This is a genomic window from Flavobacterium sp. ENC, assembly GCF_020991415.1.
In the GTDB taxonomy this organism is placed as follows: domain Bacteria; phylum Bacteroidota; class Bacteroidia; order Flavobacteriales; family Flavobacteriaceae; genus Flavobacterium.
The window spans coordinates 144,989-165,938 of sequence record NZ_JAJMOY010000005.1 but is presented as its reverse complement, the minus strand read 5'-3'; the positions used below and the strand labels follow the sequence as shown (position 1 = coordinate 165,938).

The 20,950-nt window shown below is 36.7% G+C and carries 20 protein-coding genes, 1 tRNA gene and 1 pseudogene; 7 read left to right on the top strand and 15 right to left on the bottom strand.

The window, feature by feature from the left end; genetic code table 11:
• Positions 1-129: 129 nt before the first annotated feature.
• From LPB89_RS14795 to LPB89_RS14760, 8 genes are all read right to left on the bottom strand, one after another.
• The gene (locus LPB89_RS14795; RefSeq protein ID WP_230702512.1) at positions 130-954 is read right to left on the bottom strand and encodes an energy transducer TonB; all 825 of its coding nucleotides are present in this window, start codon (positions 952-954) and stop codon (positions 130-132) included.
• A 166-nt stretch (positions 955-1,120) separates the two neighbouring features.
• On the bottom strand, positions 1,121-1,672 hold the full coding sequence (locus tag LPB89_RS14790) for an RNA polymerase sigma factor (RefSeq protein WP_230702511.1): 552 nt from the start codon (positions 1,670-1,672) through the stop codon (positions 1,121-1,123).
• On the bottom strand, positions 1,663-2,769 hold the full coding sequence (locus LPB89_RS14785) for a glycosyltransferase (RefSeq protein ID WP_230702510.1): 1,107 nt from the start codon (positions 2,767-2,769) through the stop codon (positions 1,663-1,665). The genes LPB89_RS14790 and LPB89_RS14785 overlap by 10 nt, the downstream gene beginning before the upstream one ends.
• Positions 2,770-2,852: 83 nt before the next feature.
• On the bottom strand, positions 2,853-3,467 hold the full coding sequence (locus tag LPB89_RS14780) for an FMN-binding negative transcriptional regulator (RefSeq protein ID WP_230702509.1): 615 nt from the start codon (positions 3,465-3,467) through the stop codon (positions 2,853-2,855).
• Positions 3,468-3,541: 74 nt separating this feature from the next.
• The gene (gene murB, locus LPB89_RS14775; RefSeq protein WP_230702508.1) at positions 3,542-4,555 is read right to left on the bottom strand and encodes a UDP-N-acetylmuramate dehydrogenase; all 1,014 of its coding nucleotides are present in this window, start codon (positions 4,553-4,555) and stop codon (positions 3,542-3,544) included.
• Between the two features lie 168 nt (positions 4,556-4,723).
• Positions 4,724-5,782, bottom strand: a complete 1,059-nt coding sequence (locus LPB89_RS14770; RefSeq protein ID WP_230702507.1) for a glycosyltransferase — start codon at positions 5,780-5,782, stop codon at positions 4,724-4,726.
• Positions 5,783-5,876: 94 nt separating this feature from the next.
• Complete coding sequence (locus LPB89_RS14765) at positions 5,877-6,554, bottom strand: DUF2461 domain-containing protein (protein ID WP_230702506.1); 678 nt, start codon at positions 6,552-6,554, stop codon at positions 5,877-5,879.
• Between the two features lie 213 nt (positions 6,555-6,767).
• Positions 6,768-7,847, bottom strand: a complete 1,080-nt coding sequence (locus LPB89_RS14760) for a DNA replication/repair protein RecF (RefSeq protein ID WP_230702505.1) — start codon at positions 7,845-7,847, stop codon at positions 6,768-6,770.
• Positions 7,848-8,225: 378 nt separating this feature from the next.
• On the opposite strand from LPB89_RS14760, the gene LPB89_RS14755 reads away from it, so the two are divergent.
• The 6 genes from LPB89_RS14755 to LPB89_RS14730 all read left to right on the top strand — a co-directional run bounded on the left by LPB89_RS14755 (position 8,226) and on the right by LPB89_RS14730 (position 14,449).
• On the top strand, positions 8,226-9,005 hold the full coding sequence (locus tag LPB89_RS14755) for a tol-pal system YbgF family protein (protein WP_230702504.1): 780 nt from the start codon (positions 8,226-8,228) through the stop codon (positions 9,003-9,005).
• 88 nt (positions 9,006-9,093) lie between these two features.
• A complete protein-coding gene (gene ribH, locus LPB89_RS14750) occupies positions 9,094-9,666 on the top strand; it encodes a 6,7-dimethyl-8-ribityllumazine synthase (RefSeq protein ID WP_230702503.1) in 573 nt (190 codons plus the stop codon).
• 177 nt (positions 9,667-9,843) lie between these two features.
• Entirely contained in the window at positions 9,844-11,730 is a 1,887-nt protein-coding gene (gene mutL / locus LPB89_RS14745) for a DNA mismatch repair endonuclease MutL (protein ID WP_230702502.1), read from the top strand.
• Positions 11,727-12,476, top strand: a complete 750-nt coding sequence (locus LPB89_RS14740) for a rhomboid family intramembrane serine protease (protein WP_230702501.1) — start codon at positions 11,727-11,729, stop codon at positions 12,474-12,476. The genes mutL and LPB89_RS14740 overlap by 4 nt, the downstream gene beginning before the upstream one ends.
• Positions 12,477-12,519: 43 nt before the next feature.
• Positions 12,520-13,383: a rhomboid family intramembrane serine protease gene (locus tag LPB89_RS14735; RefSeq protein ID WP_230702500.1), complete on the top strand. Its 864-nt coding sequence runs from the start codon at positions 12,520-12,522 to the stop codon at positions 13,381-13,383.
• A gap of 49 nt (positions 13,384-13,432) precedes the next feature.
• On the top strand, positions 13,433-14,449 hold the full coding sequence (locus LPB89_RS14730; protein ID WP_230702724.1) for an endonuclease/exonuclease/phosphatase family protein: 1,017 nt from the start codon (positions 13,433-13,435) through the stop codon (positions 14,447-14,449).
• A 48-nt stretch (positions 14,450-14,497) separates the two neighbouring features.
• Here LPB89_RS14730 and LPB89_RS14725 read toward each other — a convergent pair whose 3' ends face one another.
• The 6 genes from LPB89_RS14725 to LPB89_RS14700 all read right to left on the bottom strand — a co-directional run bounded on the left by LPB89_RS14725 (position 14,498) and on the right by LPB89_RS14700 (position 19,806).
• Positions 14,498-15,112 (bottom strand): WbqC family protein, encoded by a 615-nt coding sequence (locus LPB89_RS14725; RefSeq protein ID WP_230702499.1) that lies wholly within the window; start codon positions 15,110-15,112, stop codon positions 14,498-14,500.
• A 94-nt stretch (positions 15,113-15,206) separates the two neighbouring features.
• Positions 15,207-16,760 carry a signal peptidase I gene (gene lepB, locus LPB89_RS14720; RefSeq protein WP_230702498.1) on the bottom strand — a complete coding sequence of 518 codons (1,554 nt, stop codon included), beginning with the start codon at positions 16,758-16,760 and terminating at the stop codon, positions 15,207-15,209.
• Positions 16,761-16,827: 67 nt separating this feature from the next.
• Entirely contained in the window at positions 16,828-17,535 is a 708-nt protein-coding gene (gene dapB, locus LPB89_RS14715) for a 4-hydroxy-tetrahydrodipicolinate reductase (RefSeq protein ID WP_230702497.1), read from the bottom strand.
• Positions 17,536-17,573: 38 nt separating this feature from the next.
• Positions 17,574-18,131, bottom strand: a complete 558-nt coding sequence (locus tag LPB89_RS14710) for a DUF5683 domain-containing protein (protein ID WP_230702496.1) — start codon at positions 18,129-18,131, stop codon at positions 17,574-17,576.
• Positions 18,131-19,033: a ParB/RepB/Spo0J family partition protein gene (locus LPB89_RS14705; protein ID WP_230702495.1), complete on the bottom strand. Its 903-nt coding sequence runs from the start codon at positions 19,031-19,033 to the stop codon at positions 18,131-18,133. Before LPB89_RS14705 ends, LPB89_RS14710 begins: the two co-directional genes overlap by 1 nt.
• A gap of 5 nt (positions 19,034-19,038) precedes the next feature.
• Entirely contained in the window at positions 19,039-19,806 is a 768-nt protein-coding gene (locus tag LPB89_RS14700) for a ParA family protein (RefSeq protein ID WP_029272236.1), read from the bottom strand.
• Positions 19,807-20,140: 334 nt separating this feature from the next.
• Between LPB89_RS14700 and LPB89_RS14695 the strand changes: the two genes are divergently transcribed.
• Positions 20,141-20,215: transfer RNA gene (locus LPB89_RS14695), tRNA-Pro, on the top strand.
• Between the two features lie 174 nt (positions 20,216-20,389).
• Here LPB89_RS14695 and LPB89_RS14690 read toward each other — a convergent pair.
• A pseudogene (locus LPB89_RS14690) lies at positions 20,390-20,745 on the bottom strand (transcriptional regulator); the annotation flags it as partial.
• Between the last annotated feature and the right edge of the window lie 205 nt (positions 20,746-20,950).

The window sequence follows — 20,950 nt, the reverse complement described above, 5'->3', positions numbered from 1 at the left end:
GTTAAGATGAAAGAAAGTAAAAAAGATGATATTGTTGAATCGAAGTTAAACTTAATGATCTTCATTTTTTAATTGAGGTATTAAAAAACCATAAAAAAAGCAGAACCTAAATTCTGCTTCTTTGTTTTGTTATTCCAGTTCCGTTTTTATTGTAATTGGAAGATTGTATGCGGTGCGAACCGGTTTTCCGTCTAGGATACCAGGGCTCCATTTTGTTTTTAATGATTTCAGAACGCGAATAGCTTCTTTTCCCATTCCGTAACCCGGATCTTTTTTTACAAGGATGTCTGTTAAGGAACCGTCTTTTTCAACTACAAAAGAAACATACACTTGTAAGGTTCTTTCAGCATCCAGTTCTGGTCTTTGGAAATTATTTCCAACGAAAGTGTAAAATTTAGCCATTCCTCCCGGAAATTCAGGTTGTTTGTCTAATGTTGCAGCAAGCAAAGGTTCATTAGTGGACGGAGCTGCTGAAGCAACCTGTCCGCCAGTACCATTTGATGGTAAAACATTAGTAGTAGCAACTCCTGTTCCGCTGGTATTTTCGACTACGGGTGCATTTACTTTATTAGTGGCAATTTCCTGTACAGCCTCTTCAGTTCTGGCAACAACAGGATTTGTAAGCTGAACGACTTCAGTTACCGGTGTCGAAGCGCTTTGCGGTGGTGCAGGAGGAGCGGGCGGTATGTCCTGCTTTAGATCTACTTGTGTAACAACAACAGGATCCGTCATGGGAATATCCGTAGGTATTGGATCAATGACTGCACTTGGTTTAAGTTTGTTTACCAAAACAGAAGCACTGCCTATAGTTGCTATGACTAGCAATCCTGCAAATAAAGCTGTTATTGAATTTTTAGAACTTTCCTGGCGTAATTGGTACGCGCCGTATTCTTTGTTTTTGTTTTCGAAAACAAGATTGGTCCACTTGGTTTCATAGATGCTTAGTTTAGACATAATTAGATTGGATTTTAAGGTTAAGTAAACATTAAATCATAAGCAACAAAATTTTTAAATTTTGATTGGACAATAAAAACAAAAGAACATGTTAAGGGTTTGTGGAAATTTTAATTTTTTAAGAAAAAATACGTGGCTATTTTAATCTTTAACTAAAGATAATAAATTATCTGTTACGTTCGATAATTTCAGCTAACAATTTTTTAGCGCGAAGTAGTTTTACTTTTACGTTGCTCAAAGGCTCATCAATCTTGAGTGCAATTTCCTGATAAGTCATTTCCTGAAAATAACGCAGGTGAATTACTTCCTGATAATGTGGTTTCAATTCTTTGATGCATTGCAGTAAACGGGAAAGGTTTTGCTCTTTGATTAAGGCATCTTCTGCAGAGGGAGTAGTGTCGGCGATATTATAGGCCTGTTGGTCTTCGGTATCGGTGATTTCTATAAAAAGATTGGTTTTCTTTTTACGTAATAAATCAATGTAAACATTTTTCGCGATCGCAATTAACCAGGTGTTGAATTGAAATTCAGGGTTATAAGAGGCGATTTTGTCAAAAGCTTTTGAGAAAGTTTCAATGGTAATATCTTCGGCAGTAGTTTCGTTTTCAGTACGTTTGAGCATAAAACCGTACACTTCATTCCAATAGAAATCCAACAAAAAAGTAAAGGCGACCTGATCGCCTTTTTTTGCTTTTTCTATTTTAGAATTTATTTCCAATGTACAGGTTTTGAAAAGATATTAGTTATAAAGATATTAATTTGCGTGAATATAAGCATGATTTCTACAACAGGAAACCATACTTTTAAATCTTTCTCTTTCAGTTTTCCTGCTGAAAATCCCATTACAATCCAGGCAATGGTGTAGCGTGTGGCTAATAAAGCCAATACAGCAATCCACTGAAATTGAAAAGACAGCAGAAGTATAACTAATAAAAAGAAAAATAATTGTGAGGTATAAAAAAGACCTAACTGAATTTTATCAAAAACTTTGTAATAATTTGCTGTAGAAACATGTCTTCTCTTTTGGGAAAACCATTCTCCGTAGCTTTCTTTTGGTTTCGAATAGGTGAAACTTTCAGGAGTGAAGGAAATGGTAGTGTTGCTTTTATTGGCAGCCTGATTGACGAACAGGTCATCATCACCCGAACGAACCTGAATGTGTTCAATAAAACCATTCACATTAAAAAATTCTTCCTTTTTGTATGCTAAATTTCGCCCAACACCCATGTAGGGAAGTCCTACTTTTGCCCAGGAGAAATATTGTACCGCAGTAAGAACGGTTTCAAATCGAATTAGTTTATTCAATAAAGAACGCTCTCTTTTTTCATAACCTCCATACCCTAACACTATGGTTTTGTTCATGGTAAACTGCGAAGTCATTGCGGTAATCCAGTCTTTTGATGTCGGATAACAATCGGCATCCGTAAACAAAAGGTACTCTTTTTTGGAGGCTTTAATCCCTAGTGTCAACGCATATTTTTTGTTACCCCAAAAGGCTTCATTATTTTCTACTTTTACCAAACGGATATTATCGTATAGTTTTTCAAATTCTTCAAAAACTTCCAGCGTTTCATCACTTGAAGCATCATCAATTAAAACAATTTCAAAATCAGGATAGTTTTGTTCCGCTAGTAAGGGAATGTATTTTTTTACGTTTTCTTCTTCATTTTTAGCACAGACAATCACAGAAACAGGAATGTTTTTTGGCGTAATGCTTTGTGGTTTGCCAAAAGCAAATTTTCCGAAAATACCCAGATAGTAAGAAAGTTGTAGAACAACAATAGCAATAAAAAAGTAAAAAATGAATGTAAGCATCTGATTTTAATGTCTTTTAATTTCTGAATCTTGCGCGTGCAAATGTACTTATGAATTCCTAATTTTCAATGATTAATACCAATTTACTTTCGGCATTTTGACATTTCTTTCGCAACAGCAATAGCCTGAGGGTTTTCAGTCTTTTCCAACTCCGAAATTATGTTTTTATAATTGTGATCGTCCCTGTTTTGTGATAGTTTTTTTGTGGCCTGAATTTCATCGATTTCGATTTCAAAACCAAAAATTCCCCTGGCCTCACGCATGGTTTTGGCTGACAGGTTTTCGAGGCGAACCGGATTCTCTGAACCCGCTTCGTATTTGTCAACCAGTTTCCTGAGGGATTCGATGGTTGCGGTTTCATCCGTTATTTTGATACGGCCGTAAACATGTACGGCTATATAGTTCCATGTCGGGACATTCTCATGATCGTACCACGAAGAAGAAATGTAACTGTGAGCGCCTGAAAATACAGCAAGAACCTGATCGTTTTCTGCAAAACCTTCTGCCTGCGGATTTAATTTTGAAATATGTCCCTGTAAAACTTCTTTTCCGTCAGCATTCGTTTCGAGTTCTATCGGAATGTGGGTAGCGCATAATTTTCCGTGCGTCTGATTGATAAGGATGCCAAAACTGTTCTCTTTTATAAAAGTTCTGATCGATTCCGGATCTTCGTTTTTGTATATCTCAGGTGTGTACATTTTTGGGTCTTGTTTTTTTGCCACGAATTGCACGAATTTCCACTAATTTAGGGGGGTAATTCGTGGCAATATATTTAAATCACATTTACTTCAGCTTCGATATGAATGCCAAACGTTTTAAAAACAGTATTCTGAACTTCTTTTGAAACGGCTAAAATTTCCTGTCCGGTGGCATTTCCGTAATTCACCAAAACCAAAGCCTGGTTTTTATGAACTCCGGCATCTCCAAAACGTTTACCTTTAAAACCGGCTTGTTCAATCAGCCAGCCCGCAGGCACTTTTACCTCGGTTTCTGAAACCTCGTAGTATTTCATTTCCGGAAACTTTTGGTGGATTTTTTCAAAATCAGATTTCAGTAGAATCGGATTTTTAAAGAAGCTTCCGCTGTTTCCTAATTCCTTCGGATCCGGTAATTTGCTTTGTCTGATAGTGATTACGGCATTGCTTACATCTTTCAGAGTAGGCGTTGTAATATTGTTTTTAGCCAGTTCAGCCAGAATATCTCCGTACGAAGTGTTGATTTTATGATTGCGTTTCGTCAGTTTGTAAATCACCGACGTGATGATATATTGGTCTTTAATTTCATTTTTAAAAATGCTCTCTCTGTAACCGAAATTACATTCAGCATTCGTGAACGTTCGCATTTCCTGGGATTCAATATTCATCGCTTCACAGGAAACAAAAGTATCTTTGATCTCAGTTCCGTAGGCACCGATATTCTGAACCGGAGTAGTACCAACATTTCCGGGAATTAAGGACATGTTTTCTAAACCGCCAAAATTGTTCTCAATGGTGTACAGAACGAAATCATGCCAGGTTTCTCCCGCCTGACTTTCGACCCAGACAAAATCATCGTCTTCCTTAATGATTTTTTTGCCTTTTAAATCGATATGAATGACTAAAGCATCAATATCTTTTGTTAAAAGCATGTTGCTGCCGCCGCCCAAAACAAATTTTTTCTGGTTTTTATTTTCCTCTAAAATGGTTTTCAATTCGGCTATTGAATGAATGGCTACAAATTGTTTCGCTTTGGCTTCGATACCAAAAGTGTTGTGTTTTTTTAAAGAAAAATTGGATTGGATTTCCATAAATAAAAGGCTTTAAATCTGAGTTCAAAAGTAAGGATTATAATTTATTTGAGCTGAGTTTTGATAAAATGTATTTTAACTGCAAAGAGCGCAATCCCGAAAGGTGTCTGGATACGCGAAGTTCGCAAAGCTTAACGTTCATCGCGTAAAACTTCGTGAACCTTGCGGTTAAATATTTCGCAAATCCAATAAATCATGATAGTTATCCGCAATAATCTTCATATTGATGTCATAATTCGCATTTTCCTCTACAAACTTTCGATTCTGTAAAACAGCATTGGTCCGGGATTCCATATTTTCAAAAGACCAGATTAACTCTTCTGCCAGCATTTCGACATTATCAATTTCAATCAATTGCCCGTTCTCGCGATGTTTGATCCAGCTTTGATTTCCGGGAATATCAGAAACTACGGGGTAGCAATTGCAGGCCATCGCTTCAAATAAGGAAGCCGAAACACCTTCGGTTATGGGCATGCTGATGTAGATATTTGATTTTTGCAATAATCTCGGAAGGTCGGTATTCGGAATTCTTCCTGTAAAAATGACTTTGTTTTCGATCTGTAAATCTTTGGCTAAATCCTTCAAAAAAGACAAACGGGTTCCGTCGCCGACAATAGTAAGTGAAAAATCAATTCCTTTTTGATTTAAAATCGAGAAAGCTTTTAAAATCGAATCATGACGGTATTCCGGCTGTAAAGAACGTGTTACTATAGCTTCAATTCTGGTAGCATTGGAAAGGGACGGGGTGAAAATTGAAAAGTCAATTCCCTTTGGCAGCACCAGCACCTTACTCATGTCAACGCCTCTTTCTTTCATCGAAATGGTCATTACAGGTCCCCAGGCATGAATCAGGTGTGCTTTTTTGAAAGCATATTTCTGAATGAATTTTTTGAAAGGCAACAGAATGGAACCTTCCGGCCATAAATCTGTTCTTCCCTGCTGCGCAATGGCAATGGTTCTGGCACCGGATAAAGCAGCGAGAAAGCCATAACTGGTCGTTCTTTCGGCAATCACCATATCGGGTTTTTTCTTTCGAATGATTTTTCGGATAGCAAGAGGCGAGAAGAAATATTCTGCAATACGTCTGAATCGGTTTAATTTTGAATTGTTTGGTGTTTGAAGTTCCCAGGTTATAATTTCAAAATCGCCAAATTCTTTCAGGCCTTTCATCCAGGTGATCGCATCAGCGCGATAAGATTCGCCAAGAAAAAGTATTTTTCTTTTCATTCCGTTATATGGTTTTTCCTGCCACGAATTTCACGAATTTCCACTAATTAATTCGTGCTAATTCGTGAAATTCGTGGCTAAAATTTATCTGAATTTAAAATTCATCGGTTTCCAGAGCACGATTAATGAATTCGTTTAACGGTTTTAAAGCAATCAGTTTCTGACTCATCTTTGCCACAAAATCTTTTTGGGTCACCTCTTTGATGTCGTATTTCTGAGTAGCGGTAAAACTTTTCAGTTTTAAAAATTCAATGGCAGGGTGATCCTTTTCATAACCACGCGGCGGGTTTTTAAGTGAATTGTTTTCGTCGAAATCCAGATTTCCAAACTCTTTCTTGAAGTTTTTGTCGGCTATAGCAGCTTCTAAATCCTCATGAAAAAAGGCAATTTCTTTTCGGACCTTTTTTAATTGTTCAGGATCCGGTGAATAAAATCCTCCTGCGATAAAACTGGCGCCTTTTTCAATATGTACATAATATCCCGAACGATTCTGTCCTTTTGCACCGGAAGACATCCAGACGCCTAAATGTGCTTTGTAAGGCGATTTGTCTTTAGAAAACCGAATGTCGCGATTGATTCTGAACGTACAATTTTTAATTTCCAGTAATTCCAGCGAAGGATCCAGTGGCTTCATCGCATTAAGAAAATCACCCACTAACTGATGGTAATCTTTTTTGAAAATCTCGTATCGTTTTTTATTATCCTGAAACCAGTCCCTGTTGTTGTTGGCTTTTAAGTCGTCTAAAAATTGCAATGATTCTTTCGTAAGCATATTGTATAGTTATGACAGTTATTTGTTTTGGCTAATTTAATACTTCTGCATAATAGTGGTTGTAAAGTTCGCCACGAATTTCACGAATTAGCACGAATTTTAAAAGTTTTTTTAGTTGTCAAGCTTTTACAAAGTCTTCAAACCTGTGGCTAATAATTATTGCATATTAGGACAATTAGTGAAAATTTGTGGAATTCGTGGCAAAAAAGCTTCTTACAGATTAAAGATCTTATAACTCTGGTGTGTTGATTTTACAATCGCTTCGGTACGATCCGGATGGGTGTCTGAAATAAAAAGCTGCCCAAACGTATCACTGTTTACCATTTCAATAATTTTTGCCACCCGGCTTTCGTCTAATTTGTCAAAAATATCATCAAAAAGCAGCAGCGGTTTTACGCCGCTTTGTTTTTTCAGAAATTCAAACTGAGCCAGTTTCAGGGCAATCAGAAATGACTTTTGCTGACCCTGCGAACCGAATTTCTTTATCGGATAACCGTCAATTTCAAAAGATAAATCATCCTTGTGAATTCCTGAACTGGTATAATGTAAGGCGCGATCCTTGTTAATCGTTTCCTGTAAAAGCATCAGCAGGTTTTTTTCGAACAGATGACTTTCATAAACCAGCTGCACCGATTCTTCAGAGCCGGTTATAGCCTGATGGTGCTTCTTAAATATAGGGATAAACTGTTCGAGGAAATCTTTTCGTTTTTCAAAAATAGATTTTCCAAAAGCATCCAGCTGTTCATTATATATAGATAAGGTATCGTTGTCAAAAACATGATTCAGGGCAAAATATTTCAGAAGGGCATTTCGCTGTACAATGATTTTCTGATATTGAATGAGCTGATGCAAATACGTATGGTCTAATTGCGAAATCACACTGTCCATAAATTTACGTCTTGTCTCGCTTCCTTCCACAATCAGATCGCGGTCGGCAGGGGAAATAATCACTAATGGAATAAATCCAATGTGATCGGAGAATTTATCGTAAGCTTTGCCGTTTCTTTTTAAGATTTTTTTCTGCCCTTTTTTTAAACTGCAGACAATTTGCTCGGTTCTGTCATTTTTTTCCAGCTCGGCATCAATTACAAAAAACTCTTCGCCATGTTTGATGTTCTGAACGGCCAGCGGATTGAAATAACTTTTTCCATAAGCCAAATGATAAATAGCATCCAGCACGTTAGTTTTTCCTATTCCGTTTTTCCCGACAAAACAATTGATCTTGTGGTCGAAATCAAAACTGGCTTCGGAGAAATTTTTATAATTGAATAAAGAAATTTTGTTTAAATGCATTTTTAAGGATAAAATCTGCTGTTTTGAGCAGGAGTTTTCCCGGAGATTCAATTTTTACGCTACAGATTGAAGAATTTTCAAAGGATTTCTTTAAAAATAGTGCTCTAATCTGTGAGAATCTTTAAAATCTGTGGCTAAAATGATACCCGCAGCTCAGGAAAAGTCATGTTTTGAACAACAAAAATTTGAGGGTGCAAATTATCGAAAATTATCGATATAAAAGGCTTTTGAAGCTTTTCAGGATGAATTATTTTGCCATTGAAAGGAAAGGAGTTAGGATTGTTGAAATTATTTTTTTTAAAATAGTGATAAAATTGATTTTTTTTACCTCAGTTTCAATAAAAATTTTATTTTTGCCGTTCACTAAATTAATTTTAAATGGCTACTTACAATAAAAGAGGATATAAAGCACCAAAAGAAAAGGAAGTTAAAGAAGTAAATGAAGAACAACAGGTAATCATTGACGAAAAAGACAGCACTACAGCTGGTGTTTTTTCAAAATTAGATGAGACTGCTTCTAAAACAGAGGATTGGGTTGCTAAAAATCAAAAAATCATTATTGGTTTAGTTGCTGGTATTGCGGTTGCCACTATTGGATATTTGGCTTACCAAAAATTTATCGAAGCTCCGAAACAAGACGAAGCTGCAAACGAAATGTTTGTTGCACAACAAAATTTCCAAAAGGCGACTGATGGTGTAGCAAGCGATTCTTTATACAAATTAGCTTTGAATGGTTCTGAAGGTAAATTCGGATTCCTTAAAATTGCTGACGAATATTCCGGAACTGATGCCGGAAACCTGGCAAATTACTATGCGGGTATGGCGTATCTGAATACAGGTAAATTTGATGAGGCTATCAAATACCTAGGGGAATTCAAATCTGAAGATTTAATCTTAAGTGCTTTGGCAAAAGGTGCAATCGGAGATGCTTACTCTCAGAAAAACCAACAGAAAGAAGCTTTAGACTATTATGTAAAAGCAGCTGAATCTAACAAAAACGATTTTACAACACCTCGTTTTCTGCTTAAAGCAGGTAAAACAGCTTTGGCTTTAGGTCAGAAAGAGGATGCTTTAAAATACTTTACAGATATTAAAGAAAACTTCGATGCAACTCCGGAAGCTGCTTCTGTTGATGTATTGATTGGATTAGCGCAATAATTTATTGCAGAATTTAGATTTAAGATTGTAGATTTGTATTTCAGAATCTGAAATCTTAAGTCTAAAATTTAAAATCTAAAATATAAAGATGGCTACCGAAAATAAAAATTTATCAGAATACGATAAAAACACGATCCCAAATGCGAAAAACTTTCGATTTGGGATTGTTGTTTCTGAGTGGAATGAAACTATAACTGAGGGACTTTACAATGGTGCATTTGAGGCATTAATTGACAATGAAGTTCCTGCTCAGCAAATTATCCGTTGGAATGTACCGGGAAGCTTTGAGCTTATTTATGGTGCAAAAAAAATGCTGCAGACCCAAAATGTGGATGCCGTTATCGTAATTGGATGTGTCATTCAGGGACAAACGAAACATTTTGATTTTGTATGCGAAGGTGTTACGCAGGGAATTAAGGATTTGAATGTTCAAACGGATATTCCGGTTATTTTTTGTGTTTTAACAGACAATAACATGCAGCAGTCTATTGACAGAAGCGGTGGGATTCACGGAAACAAAGGAACCGAAGCGGCAATTGCAGCTATAAAAATGGCTTACATCCGTCAACAGGCTTCTATGTCACATCCTTTTCACCAGCCTTTATTGGCTTCAGGAGCTATTCAAATCGAAGAGACGCCGATAAAAATCGAGAAAGAATAAAACACAATCGTTTTAAAAATACTAAAACCTGTACTGTGTAAAAATAGTATAGGTTTTTTGTTTTTTTTATGATACCACTTATTTAAAAAGCCAACGGAAATTCATTAAATTTGTACACCTTGGTTTAGATTTTAAATCAAAAATCTTAAATCGTTAATCCACAATCCAAAATTTTAAATGTCAAGTATTATTCAATTACTTCCTGATCACGTTGCTAATCAGATTGCCGCCGGAGAGGTAGTTCAAAGACCTGCTTCGGTTGTAAAAGAGTTATTAGAAAACGCTGTTGACGCCAAAGCAACCGACATTAAATTGATTATTAAAGATGCCGGAAAATCGTTGGTTCAGGTGATTGATAATGGGGCAGGAATGAGTGTGACCGATGCGCGTTTGTGCTTTGCACGTCATGCTACCTCAAAAATACGTCAGGCAGAAGATTTGTTCTCGCTTCATACCAAAGGCTTTCGTGGCGAAGCACTGGCTTCTATCGCTGCAATTGCCCACATGGAAATGAAAACGAAACAGGACCAGGAAGAACTGGGAACGCATATCGTCATTGAAGGCAGTAAATTTATCTCTCAGGAAGTGGCCGTTTTGCCTAAAGGAACTTCATTTGCGGTTAAAAATCTGTTTTTTAATATTCCGGCACGCCGTAACTTCTTAAAATCCGATACGGTGGAATTTCGCCACGTCATGGATGAATTCCAGCGTGTAGCGTTGGCACATCCCAATATTCATTTTACTTTTTATCACAATGGAAGCGAAATGTACAATTTGCCTGCTGCGGGGTACCGTCAGCGAATTGTTGGGATTATGTCCGGAAAAACCAATGAAAAATTAGTTCCCGTAAACGAAGAAACCGAGATCATAAACGTACAGGGATTTGTATGTAAACCTGAATTCGCCAAGAAAAACAGGGGAGAGCAGTTTTTTTTTGTAAACGACCGGTTTATTAAAAGCGGTTATTTGCACCACGCCGTAATGGCGGCTTATGACGGACTTTTAAAAGATGGTTCACAGCCGAGTTATTTTCTTTACCTGCAAGTACCGCCAAATACCATTGATATCAATATTCATCCGACTAAGACGGAAATCAAGTTTGACGACGAACAGGCTTTGTATGCCATTTTAAGAGCTTCGATCAAACATAGTTTAGGACAGTTTAATGTAGCTCCCGTACTTGATTTTGATCGTGATGCCAATTTAGACACACCGTATCATTATAAAGATTTAGAAGGCGAAACGCCAACGATTCAGGTAGATGGAACTTTTAATCCCTTTACGGACGACAAAACCAATCAGCATTATTCTAAATCAGGATCCGGAAGCAGCTCTGGTTCCTATTCAGGCTATTCGAAGAGAGTGGAACCAACAGCCAGTTGGGAAAGTCTGTATGTGGGTTTGGAAACAGAAACAGAAAGTATTGAAAGTTCTCCTTTTACATTCGAAAATGAAGAAGTAACGTCCTCTTTATTTAACGATGAGGATGTAGAGCAGGTCATTCAGAAAACCTATCAGATCCATAAAAAATATATTGTTTCGCCAATAAAATCCGGAATGGTGATTGTGGACCAGCAGCGGGCACATCAGCGTATTTTATACGAGCAGTTTCTGTTGAATATGACTGTCAATCAGGCTTCAAGTCAGCAATTGCTGTTTCCTTTGAATTTGTTCTATTCTTCAGATGAAATGACATTAATTGAAGAACTAAAGCCCTCATTAGAAACAACGGGTTTTGTGTTTGATGAAGCCCAAACCGATCATATTGTGATTTCAGGAATTCCTGTCAATATTACAGAAAGCGAAGTTTCAATGGTAATCGAACAATTAGTAAGTGATCTGCAGGACGGAATTCCGGCGAGCAGTTACAGTCAAAACGATACCATAGCCAAATCGATGGCCAAAAGTTTAGCGGTTAAAACCGGATCTTATTTAACCGAAAAAGAACAGGATAATTTAGTAAACGGATTATTTGCCTGTAAAGATCCTAATATTTCACCTTTTCAAAAACCTACTTTCATCACAATGCGTGTGGAAGATATAGATAAAAAGTTTGCCTTATGATGAACATGACTCCTGTAGTAAAACAATTGCTGATAATCAATATTATCTTTTTTATTGGTTCGCAATTAGTGCCTGTTTCCTATGAATATTTTGCGATGTTTTTTCCGGAAAACCCAAGTTTTAAAGCCTGGCAGCCTATCACACATATGTTTATGCATGGCGGAATCCTGCACATCGCATTTAATATGTTTGCAATGGTATCTTTCGGATCGGCATTAGAGCATTTTTGGGGCGGTAAAAAATTCCTTTTCTTTTATATCTCTTGCGGACTGGGAGCTGCACTACTGCATACTGGTGTAAATTATTATTTTTTTCAGGACAGTATCAATACGCTGACAGCTAATGGTTTCAATAAAACAGAGATTTTGCAACTTCTGAATGAAGGTAAAATCGATACCAGATGGCAGGAATTGCTGACAGTTTCGCAATTTGAAAGTTTTACCGGAGCTTATATGGGGACTGTTGTAGGTGCCTCAGGAGCAATATATGGTTTGTTAACGGCCTTTGCTTTTATGTTTCCTAATGCAGAACTGGCTTTAATGTTTATTCCGGTTCCAATCAAAGCAAAATATTTTGTTCCGGTAATTTTAGCAATTGATTTGTTTTTAGGTTTCAGAGGTAATTCATTATTTGGCAGCGGCGGTACGGGTGTTGCCCATTTTGCCCACTTAGGTGGGGCATTAACGGGTTTTTTAATGATGCTGTACTGGAAAAAGAATCAGTTTAATAGCAATCGTTGGAATTAATTTTTAATTTTAAGATCAATACTAGAAACTTAAAAAAGCTTTTATGAATATTCTCGATGATTTAAAATTACAGTATAAATTAGGAGGCATTGCCATGCGCGTTATTTACTGGAATATTGCCTGCTTTCTGATTTCGTTAGTGTTCTTTTATCAATATTCAATCGGACAGTTTGATTTTCCGGGCTGGCTGGCTTTATCATCAGATCCTGAAGTGTTTTTGTTTAAACCCTGGACATTTCTGACCTATGCCTTTTTTCACGATGGATTTTTGCATCTGTTGTTTAATATGATGGTTTTGAATTTTGCAAGTTCATTGTTTTTAACCTTCTTTACACAAAAACAATATCTGGGATTGTATATTTTAAGTGCTGTTTTTTCCGGAATCGTTTTTATTCTGACCTATTATTTTTTAAATTATTCGGCTTCTATTGTCGGGGCTTCAGCCGCTATTATGGCGATTTTAGTGGCAACAACAACTTATCAGCCGCTGATGAATGTTCGTTTGTTACTGATTGGAAACGTAAAATTATGGCATATTACTGCCGTGATTTTAATTTTAGATTTAATGCAGTTGCGCCTGGGTAATATGGGCGGACACATTTCGCACCTGGCGGGTGCTGTTTTTGGATTTATTTTTATTAAATTGCTTCAAAATGGGACTGACCTGAGCATAGTGATCTCCAGAACATTGGACTTTTTTACCAATTTGTTCAGAAAATCACCTGCAACCCCCTTCAGGACAGTCCATAAGAATTATAAAAAACCTACAGAAAAACCAATTTCAAGAATTGTTGCGAAAGATAAAACGCAACAGCAAATTGATGAAATTTTGGATAAAATCAGCCAGTCCGGCTATGATTGTCTGACCAAAGAAGAAAAAGAATTTTTATTTAAAGCAGGAAAATAATCCTTGTAATAAAGAAAGCATGCAAAACCTGTCTTGGTTTAATAAACTGATGTTCTTTTTGAATATAGTACTTACTGTAGTAACATTTAGTATCTATGTTTTGCCTTTTCTCGCACCCAAGAGCTTTCCGCTTTTGTCGGTGCTGACGCTGTTTATGCCGGCCTTTTTTGTCATGAATGGCCTGTTCTTCATCTATTGGGGGATCCAGTTCAAAAAACGCCTTATTTTGTCTGGTCTGGTCTTGCTGACCGGAATTACCTTTATTAATAAATTTTATAAATTTTCTGCCAAAGAATATGTAGAAGACGAAAAGGACTTTTCTGTAATGAGTTATAATGTCCGTCTTTTTAACGTGTTTAAATGGCTGGACCGCGATGATATCCCATCGAATATTAAGACGTTTATAGACGAAAAAGACCCGGATATCTTATGCATTCAGGAATACTCCAATTCTGCCCATATTGACTTAAAAGTGTATCCGCACCGCTATATTTTCATAGACGGGAATCAGATAAAAACAGGACAGGCTATTTTTTCAAAATTTCCAATCCTGTATCAGGGGAGTATTATTTTTCCTAAGTCGGACAATAATGTAATCTATGCCGATATAAAGCGTGGTAAGGATGTTATAAGGGTGTACAATATGCATTTGCAGTCGATTAAGATTTCCCCGGATGTCAATGATATTTCGGATAATATCGATAATGTAAACCAGCAGAAATCACAATTGATTTATGCCCGCATCAGTAAAGGATTCAGACAGCAGCAGGAGCAGGCAGAAATTTTTAAGGAGAATATCAAACAATGCAAAAGCCCGATTATTATTTGCGGAGACATGAATAACAGTCCTTTTTCCTATGTATACAGAAACATAAAAGGAAAGCTGAAGGATACTTTTGAAGAAGCCGGGGAAGGTTTCGGTGCCACGTATAAATTTCGCTATTATCCGGCCCGAATCGATTATATTTTTACGGACAGTAAGATGAAAGTAAAACAATTTCAGAGTTTTTCTGATTTCGAAAATTCCGATCATTATCCGATCATGGCAAGGCTTTCAATGGAATAAATTTCCAATTTTTTAATTTCCAAATTCCAAAAAAACTCCGTGGAATAGTTAGATTAGTTTTTGGGTTTTTAAATAATCCATGGCAAATTTACCTTCATTAAAAAGTAAATCCAGTACACTCAGATTGTTTATAAAGCCATGCTTGTCATCAAATACCTGGGTGTATTTTTCGAACGAATGAGCGTCTTTTTTTCCGTTTACCAAATACCTGTAATCGGTAATGTTTTCTGCTTCATGAAAGTATTCTATGGTTTTTCCAAACTCCAGTTTCATTCTCAGGCATTTGGTCATGATCTCTAAAACTTCCATATTGAGATCCATTAAAAAGGTATGTTCTTTTTCGAAAACAGGGCGAATGTCATCTTCAAAAAATTCAAAAAAAGGAGAGCTTCTGTAAGCGGCCTCTAAAGATTTGAAGTGTTGCTTTCGCCAGTCAAATTCATTTTCAATTCGTACCTCTTTTGTTTTTTGATGCAGTTCTTTCGAATGTTTAACGGGGATATTCAATAACTGAATTCCGTTTGGGCTATAGATATAAGTACGGTTTCTGTTCGTCTGTTTCTGAAAATTATCTTCCATTTCAAAAGTAATATTTTCAGATTGGGCCATCACTGCGAAGTGACTGATTGACGGAAAATAGGTAGGAAGTAACAAGGAGTTCATGTTTGATTCGTTTTGTGTTAAAAATTTCAGGTTTCAAGTTTCAGGTTCGCGCAGAACTTTAAACTTGAAACCTGAAACTAAAAATACTTTATTTTTATGCTTTATTTTCTTTTCTTTTTCTCCATAAGAATTCTCCAACGAAATAAAGGGCAAGAATAATTAGGAAGTACTTAAAGTAAGACTGAGGCTGTCCTTCACCGTCAACAGTAGTGAATACCCTGCTCCAGCGAATTTTATTCATTCCTTTTCCGTTGGTGTCCCAGCTTAGCCAGATAAAAACAGGTTTCCCTACAATATGGCTCTCCGGAACGTAACCCCAATAACGGCTATCTTCAGAGTTGTGACGGTTGTCTCCCATCATCCAGTAATAGTTTTGCTTAAAAGTATAAGTTGTTGCAGGTTTTCCGTTGATTAAATAATGGGAACCGTCTATTTGCAAAGTATTACCTTCGTAATTCGTGATGATTTCTTTATAAAAAGGTAAAGATACATTGTTTAAAGCAACCGTTTTACCGGCTTCAGGAATGTATATCGGACCAAAATTATCCTGATTCCATTTGTTGATGTGAGGGAAGATCGCATTGTCATTTCCTTTGTCGATTTCTCTTCTTACATCGGTAATTCCGGGAGTATTTTTAAGTCTTTCAGCACTGGCTTCTGTTAAAGCTGCGAAAAATATCGTATCTCTTTTCTCGCTTTTAAAACCGGCGCGATCCGTAATATCCAGCTCTCTTAATAATGTTTCAAAGTCAATAGGTGTTTTTCCGTCCAGTGCAACAGCATAAGAATACTGTGGTTTAGCTCTTTCCGGCAAAACTAATTTTTTTCCGTTGATGAAAACGAAACCATCTTTTATAGACAGGCTGTCTCCGGGAATACCAACACATCTTTTTACGTAATTCGATTTTTTGTCGATTGGTTTTATAACACCGGGTCTTCCTTTTGGCTCATAGAAATAGTGTACGGTATCAACAGGCCAGTTAAAAACCACAATATCCGTTCTTTTTATTTTTTCAAAAGCAGGCAGTCTGAAATAAGGCAATTGCGGCCATTTTAAATACGATTTTCGCTTTAAAAAAGGAATAGAATCATGAACCATTGGTAACGCTACCGTGGTCATCGGAACTCTTGGTCCGTAATTAACTTTACTCACAAACAAAAAGTCACCAATCAATAATGATTTTTCTAAGGAAGAAGTCGGAATTGTATACGGCTGTACGATATAAGTGTGTACTAATGTGGCTACGATGATAGCAAAAAGTAAGGAGCTTACGGTATCAGCAGTTTTGTTTTCAGGCGTTAATTTTCGGTTTGCATTGTATTCTAATTTCTGAGTATAGTTTACATAGTAAATGTAAAATCCGAAAGTAAAAATTCCTAAAAACGTATCCAAAGATGATTTCTTGCCGAACGTTCTTAAAGTTTCTACCCAGACCACCGGAAACATAATCAGGTTAATAATCGGAATGAAAAGCAACAACGTCCACCACGTTGGACGCCCGATGATTTTCATTAAAACAATTGAATTGTATACAGGAACTGCCGCTTCCCAACTTTTTCTTCCTGCTGCCTGATATAATTTCCATGTTCCTAAGAAATGAATAATTTGTACTGCCAGGAAAAAAACAAACCAAAGATATAGTGTCATAGTTTTTTAGTTTTATGTGTCAAGTTTCAGGTTGTTTAAATTTTGGACCTTAAACTTTAAATTAATCTTATTTAGATTCCAGATTCAAAACGTCTTTCATTGTATATATTCCCTTTTTGCCTGCCAGCCATTCTGCTGCTATAACGGCTCCGAGAGCAAAGCCTTCACGGTTGTGAGCGGTATGTTTTAGTTCGATACTGTCCACAATTGAATCGTAAGTCACGGTATGAGTTCCGGGAACATCTCCAATTCTTTTTGCTTCTATATGAATCTCATTCGTTTTTGCCTCTTCTAAAGTCCAGTTGGCATACTTGCTGTTTTCAATAACGCCTTTGGCTAATGAAATAGCGGTTCCGCTTGGTGCATCTAATTTCTGAGTATGGTGAATCTCTTCCATTGTAACTTTGTAGGAGTCGAACTGAGACATGATTTTGGCTAAATATTCATTGAGTTCAAAGAAAATATTTACCCCTAAGCTAAAGTTGGAGCTGGAAATAAATCCGCCCTGTTTTTCGTTGCAAAGGGCTGTCATTTCATCATAATGTTCCAGCCAGCCGGTGGTGCCTGATACTACAGGGACATTGGACTGAAAACAATTTGAAATATTAGCTACGGCAGCGGTCGGAACACTAAAGTCGATAGCAACATCAGCAGTCGAAAGCCCGTCGTAGGTGTTGGATTCATCTTTTTTTAAAACAATTTCATGGCCTCTTTCTAAAGCAATTCTTTCGATTACTTTGCCCATTTTTCCGTATCCTAAAAGCGCAATTTTCATTTGTGTATTTTTTGAATTTAAATAGAAAGCAGCTCTACTTAAAAGTGGTAATTAAAAGTTAGCCCAACATTGGGTCTGAATGTCATATCATCAGGGTAAATTTCCGGACGCAGTGATAGCCTTTCGTTTACGTTGAATTGAATTAAAGCCGCGTCAACATTGGCGTCAATGATATTTAAAACATAAAATCCTACCACAAATAAAGCCGATAAATCCCTGTTTCTCTGGTAGAATTTCTGACCTGCAACAAGTCTGCTGTCATCTAAAAACTGATAGTCGTCAGGAAGACCTTCAAGTCTTTTTTTGTAGGCATCGCGATAATTATTGTATTTTTTATTGTTGTCGAGGTAAAAGTATAAACTGGTTCCGATAGCTCCGTAGACTAATGGAATCTTCCAGTATTTTTTGTTGTAAGCCTGACCAAGACCCGGTAAAATGGCAGAGTAGAATGCTGCTTTTGCCGGTGTAAGCGGATCTATTTCCTCTAACTTAGTAGTGTCTTTAGCGACTAAAACCGTCTCTTCTTTTGCCTGGGCAAAAAGAGAAACGGTTCCTATGAGAAAGAACAATAGACTTATGGGGACAATTTTATTCACTACCCGTTTATTAATTTTATAATTCTGTTAAAGTCGGCTTCAGAATTAAAAGGAATTGTAATTTTTCCTTTACCGTTGCCAGCGACTTTTATATCAACTTTCGCACCAAAATATTCGTTGAAAGTGCTTTTTTTGATTTCTTCAATTTCAAAAGAAGATTCTGGTCTGGCTTTTCCTTCCGCTTTTGGTTTTTCGCCTTCATGATAGTTTTTGACCAAAGCTTCTGTTTCGCGAACTGATAAGTTCTGGCTTACTATTTTCTGGTAGATGTCTGTCTGGACATCCAAGTCTTCAATATTAATGATTGCCCTGCCGTGACCCATGCTGATAAAACCGTCACGAATACCCGTCTGGATAATCGGATCTAATTTTAAAAGACGCAGGTAATTGGCAATGGTAGAGCGTTTTTTACCCACACGCTCGCTCATTTGTTCCTGAGTTAATTGAATTTCATCAATCAGACGCTGGTACGAAAGCGCAATTTCAATTGGATCTAAGTCGTGACGCTGAATGTTTTCCACCAAAGCCATAACCAGTGATTCATTGTCATTGGCAATACGGATATAGGCAGGAACGGTAGTCAATCCTACCAGTGTTGAGGCACGTAAACGACGCTCTCCCGAAATTAACTGGTATTTGTTGAAGTCTAATTTTCGAACAGTAATAGGCTGAATCACGCCCAATTCTTTAATGGAAGTGGCTAATTCGCGTAATGATTCTTCATTAAAATTGCTTCGGGGCTGAAACGGATTTATTTCGATAGCACTTATTTCAAGCTCTATGATATTTCCAACAACCTTGTCAGCATTTTTGTCTTCTACTGAGGTAATGTCGTTTTCCGGATCTTTTAATAATGCTGATAATCCTCTTCCTAAGGCTTGTTTTTTAATTGCTTTTGTCATAAAAACTATTTACTGTTTTTCTTTATAATTTCCTGAGCTAAATTGATGTAATTAACTGCTCCTTTGCTGGTTGCGTCATAATTAATGATGCTTTCGCCAAAACTTGGTGCCTCACTTAATTTTACATTTCGCTGAATAACGGTATCAAAAACCATATCGTTAAAGTGTTTTTGAACCTCTTCCACAACCTGATTGGATAAACGCAATCTCGAATCGTACATGGTTAACAATAATCCTTCGATGTCCAGGTCCGGGTTGTGAATTTTCTGGATACTTTTTATGGTATTCAGTAATTTTCCTAATCCTTCAAGTGCGAAATACTCACACTGAATCGGAATAACTACAGAATCAGCCGCTGTTAAAGCATTCAACGTTAATAATCCCAGAGAAGGTGCACAGTCGATAATGATATAATCATATTCGTCTTTCACACTTTCCAATGCTTTTTTAAGCATATATTCCCTGTTTTCTTTATCAACCAATTCGATTTCGATGGCAACAAGGTCAATGTGAGCAGGTATCACATCAACATTTGGAGCTGAACATTGAACAATAGTTTCTTTTGGGGTGTGGCTATGTTCAAGTATCTGATAAGTACCAATTTCTACAGATTCTACATCAATCCCAAGGCCTGATGTAGCATTCGCCTGAGGATCAGCGTCTATCAGTAATACTTTTTTCTCTAAAACACCTAATGAGGCCGCAAGATTTACTGATGTAGTAGTCTTTCCAACGCCTCCTTTTTGATTAGCAATCGCAATGATTTTGCCCATTTATTTTCTGAATTTTGAACCGTAAAAATACAATTATTTATGGTTTTTGAAAATCTATTTTGTTAACATTTAAGAAACTTAGGTTAACCGTTGTTTGGTGGGTGTTTGATTGGATCTGTTTTTTGTTTTTCAAAGAAAACAGCTATAAAAAAGTCCTGTACATATTGGTTAATTTGACCTTAAAAAGTGTCATAAGTGAAATTTGATTTTAATAAAAACGAATTGGGAAGTTCTTTCGGTATTTTTCAAATTCAGGCTATGAAATTAAAAATAGTTCTTATTTCATAAATTGTTTTGGATAAGCAAAAAATAGTTATATATTTGCACCCGCTTACGGGGTGTAGCGTAGCCCGGTTATCGCGCCTGCTTTGGGAGCAGGAGGCCGCAGGTTCGAATCCTGCCACCCCGACAAAAAGCCGAACAGAAATGTTCGGCTTTTTTTGTGCTCTAAAGTTATCTTTTGAGAAATTCCAAATAAAAAATTCCAAATTCCAATAACGAACTGTACAGTATTGGAATTTGGAATTTTTTATTTGAATTTAAACCTGACGCTCTTTAGAACTATTATATTCTTAAGTAGTAATTATTTTTCTTTTGGTAATTTTTCTAAATATTCGACCTTATCTTTCTCGGCCTGAACCAGGCGTTCGTAAAGTTTTCGGTTTTCATCAACCATTTCCATCATTTTGTCTAACGGGTTAAATATACAGTTGTTATTGTTGTCACGAGTACCAACAACAGTACCTTCGTTATTGCTGAAATCATTATCGGTAAAAGTATTAAAGTAAGTTGTCATATTTTCTTCCGAGAAATTCTTAATCGCCTCTGCGGTAACCCTAATGCTTTTGCAACCTCTGCAAGTTTTTCTTCATCAATTGTTTCACTGTTTTCCATAATAGAAATCGCTTGTTGATTGGTTCTTAAAGCTTGTGCCAAAGCACACTTATTGCCCCAATCCCCCAGTTATTAAATGAATCGTTCTAATTATTACACGAGGGTATCGTTTTGTTTTTTTTAGAAGTAATTTGCTTACAAAATCATAGCAATTGTGTTAGGGTTATAGGGCTTCATTCTTATCAAAAGTGTAAAAAGAATAGCACTGAAAAGAAGGGTGGGCCGAATATTATTAGTTTAAAAAATAGTG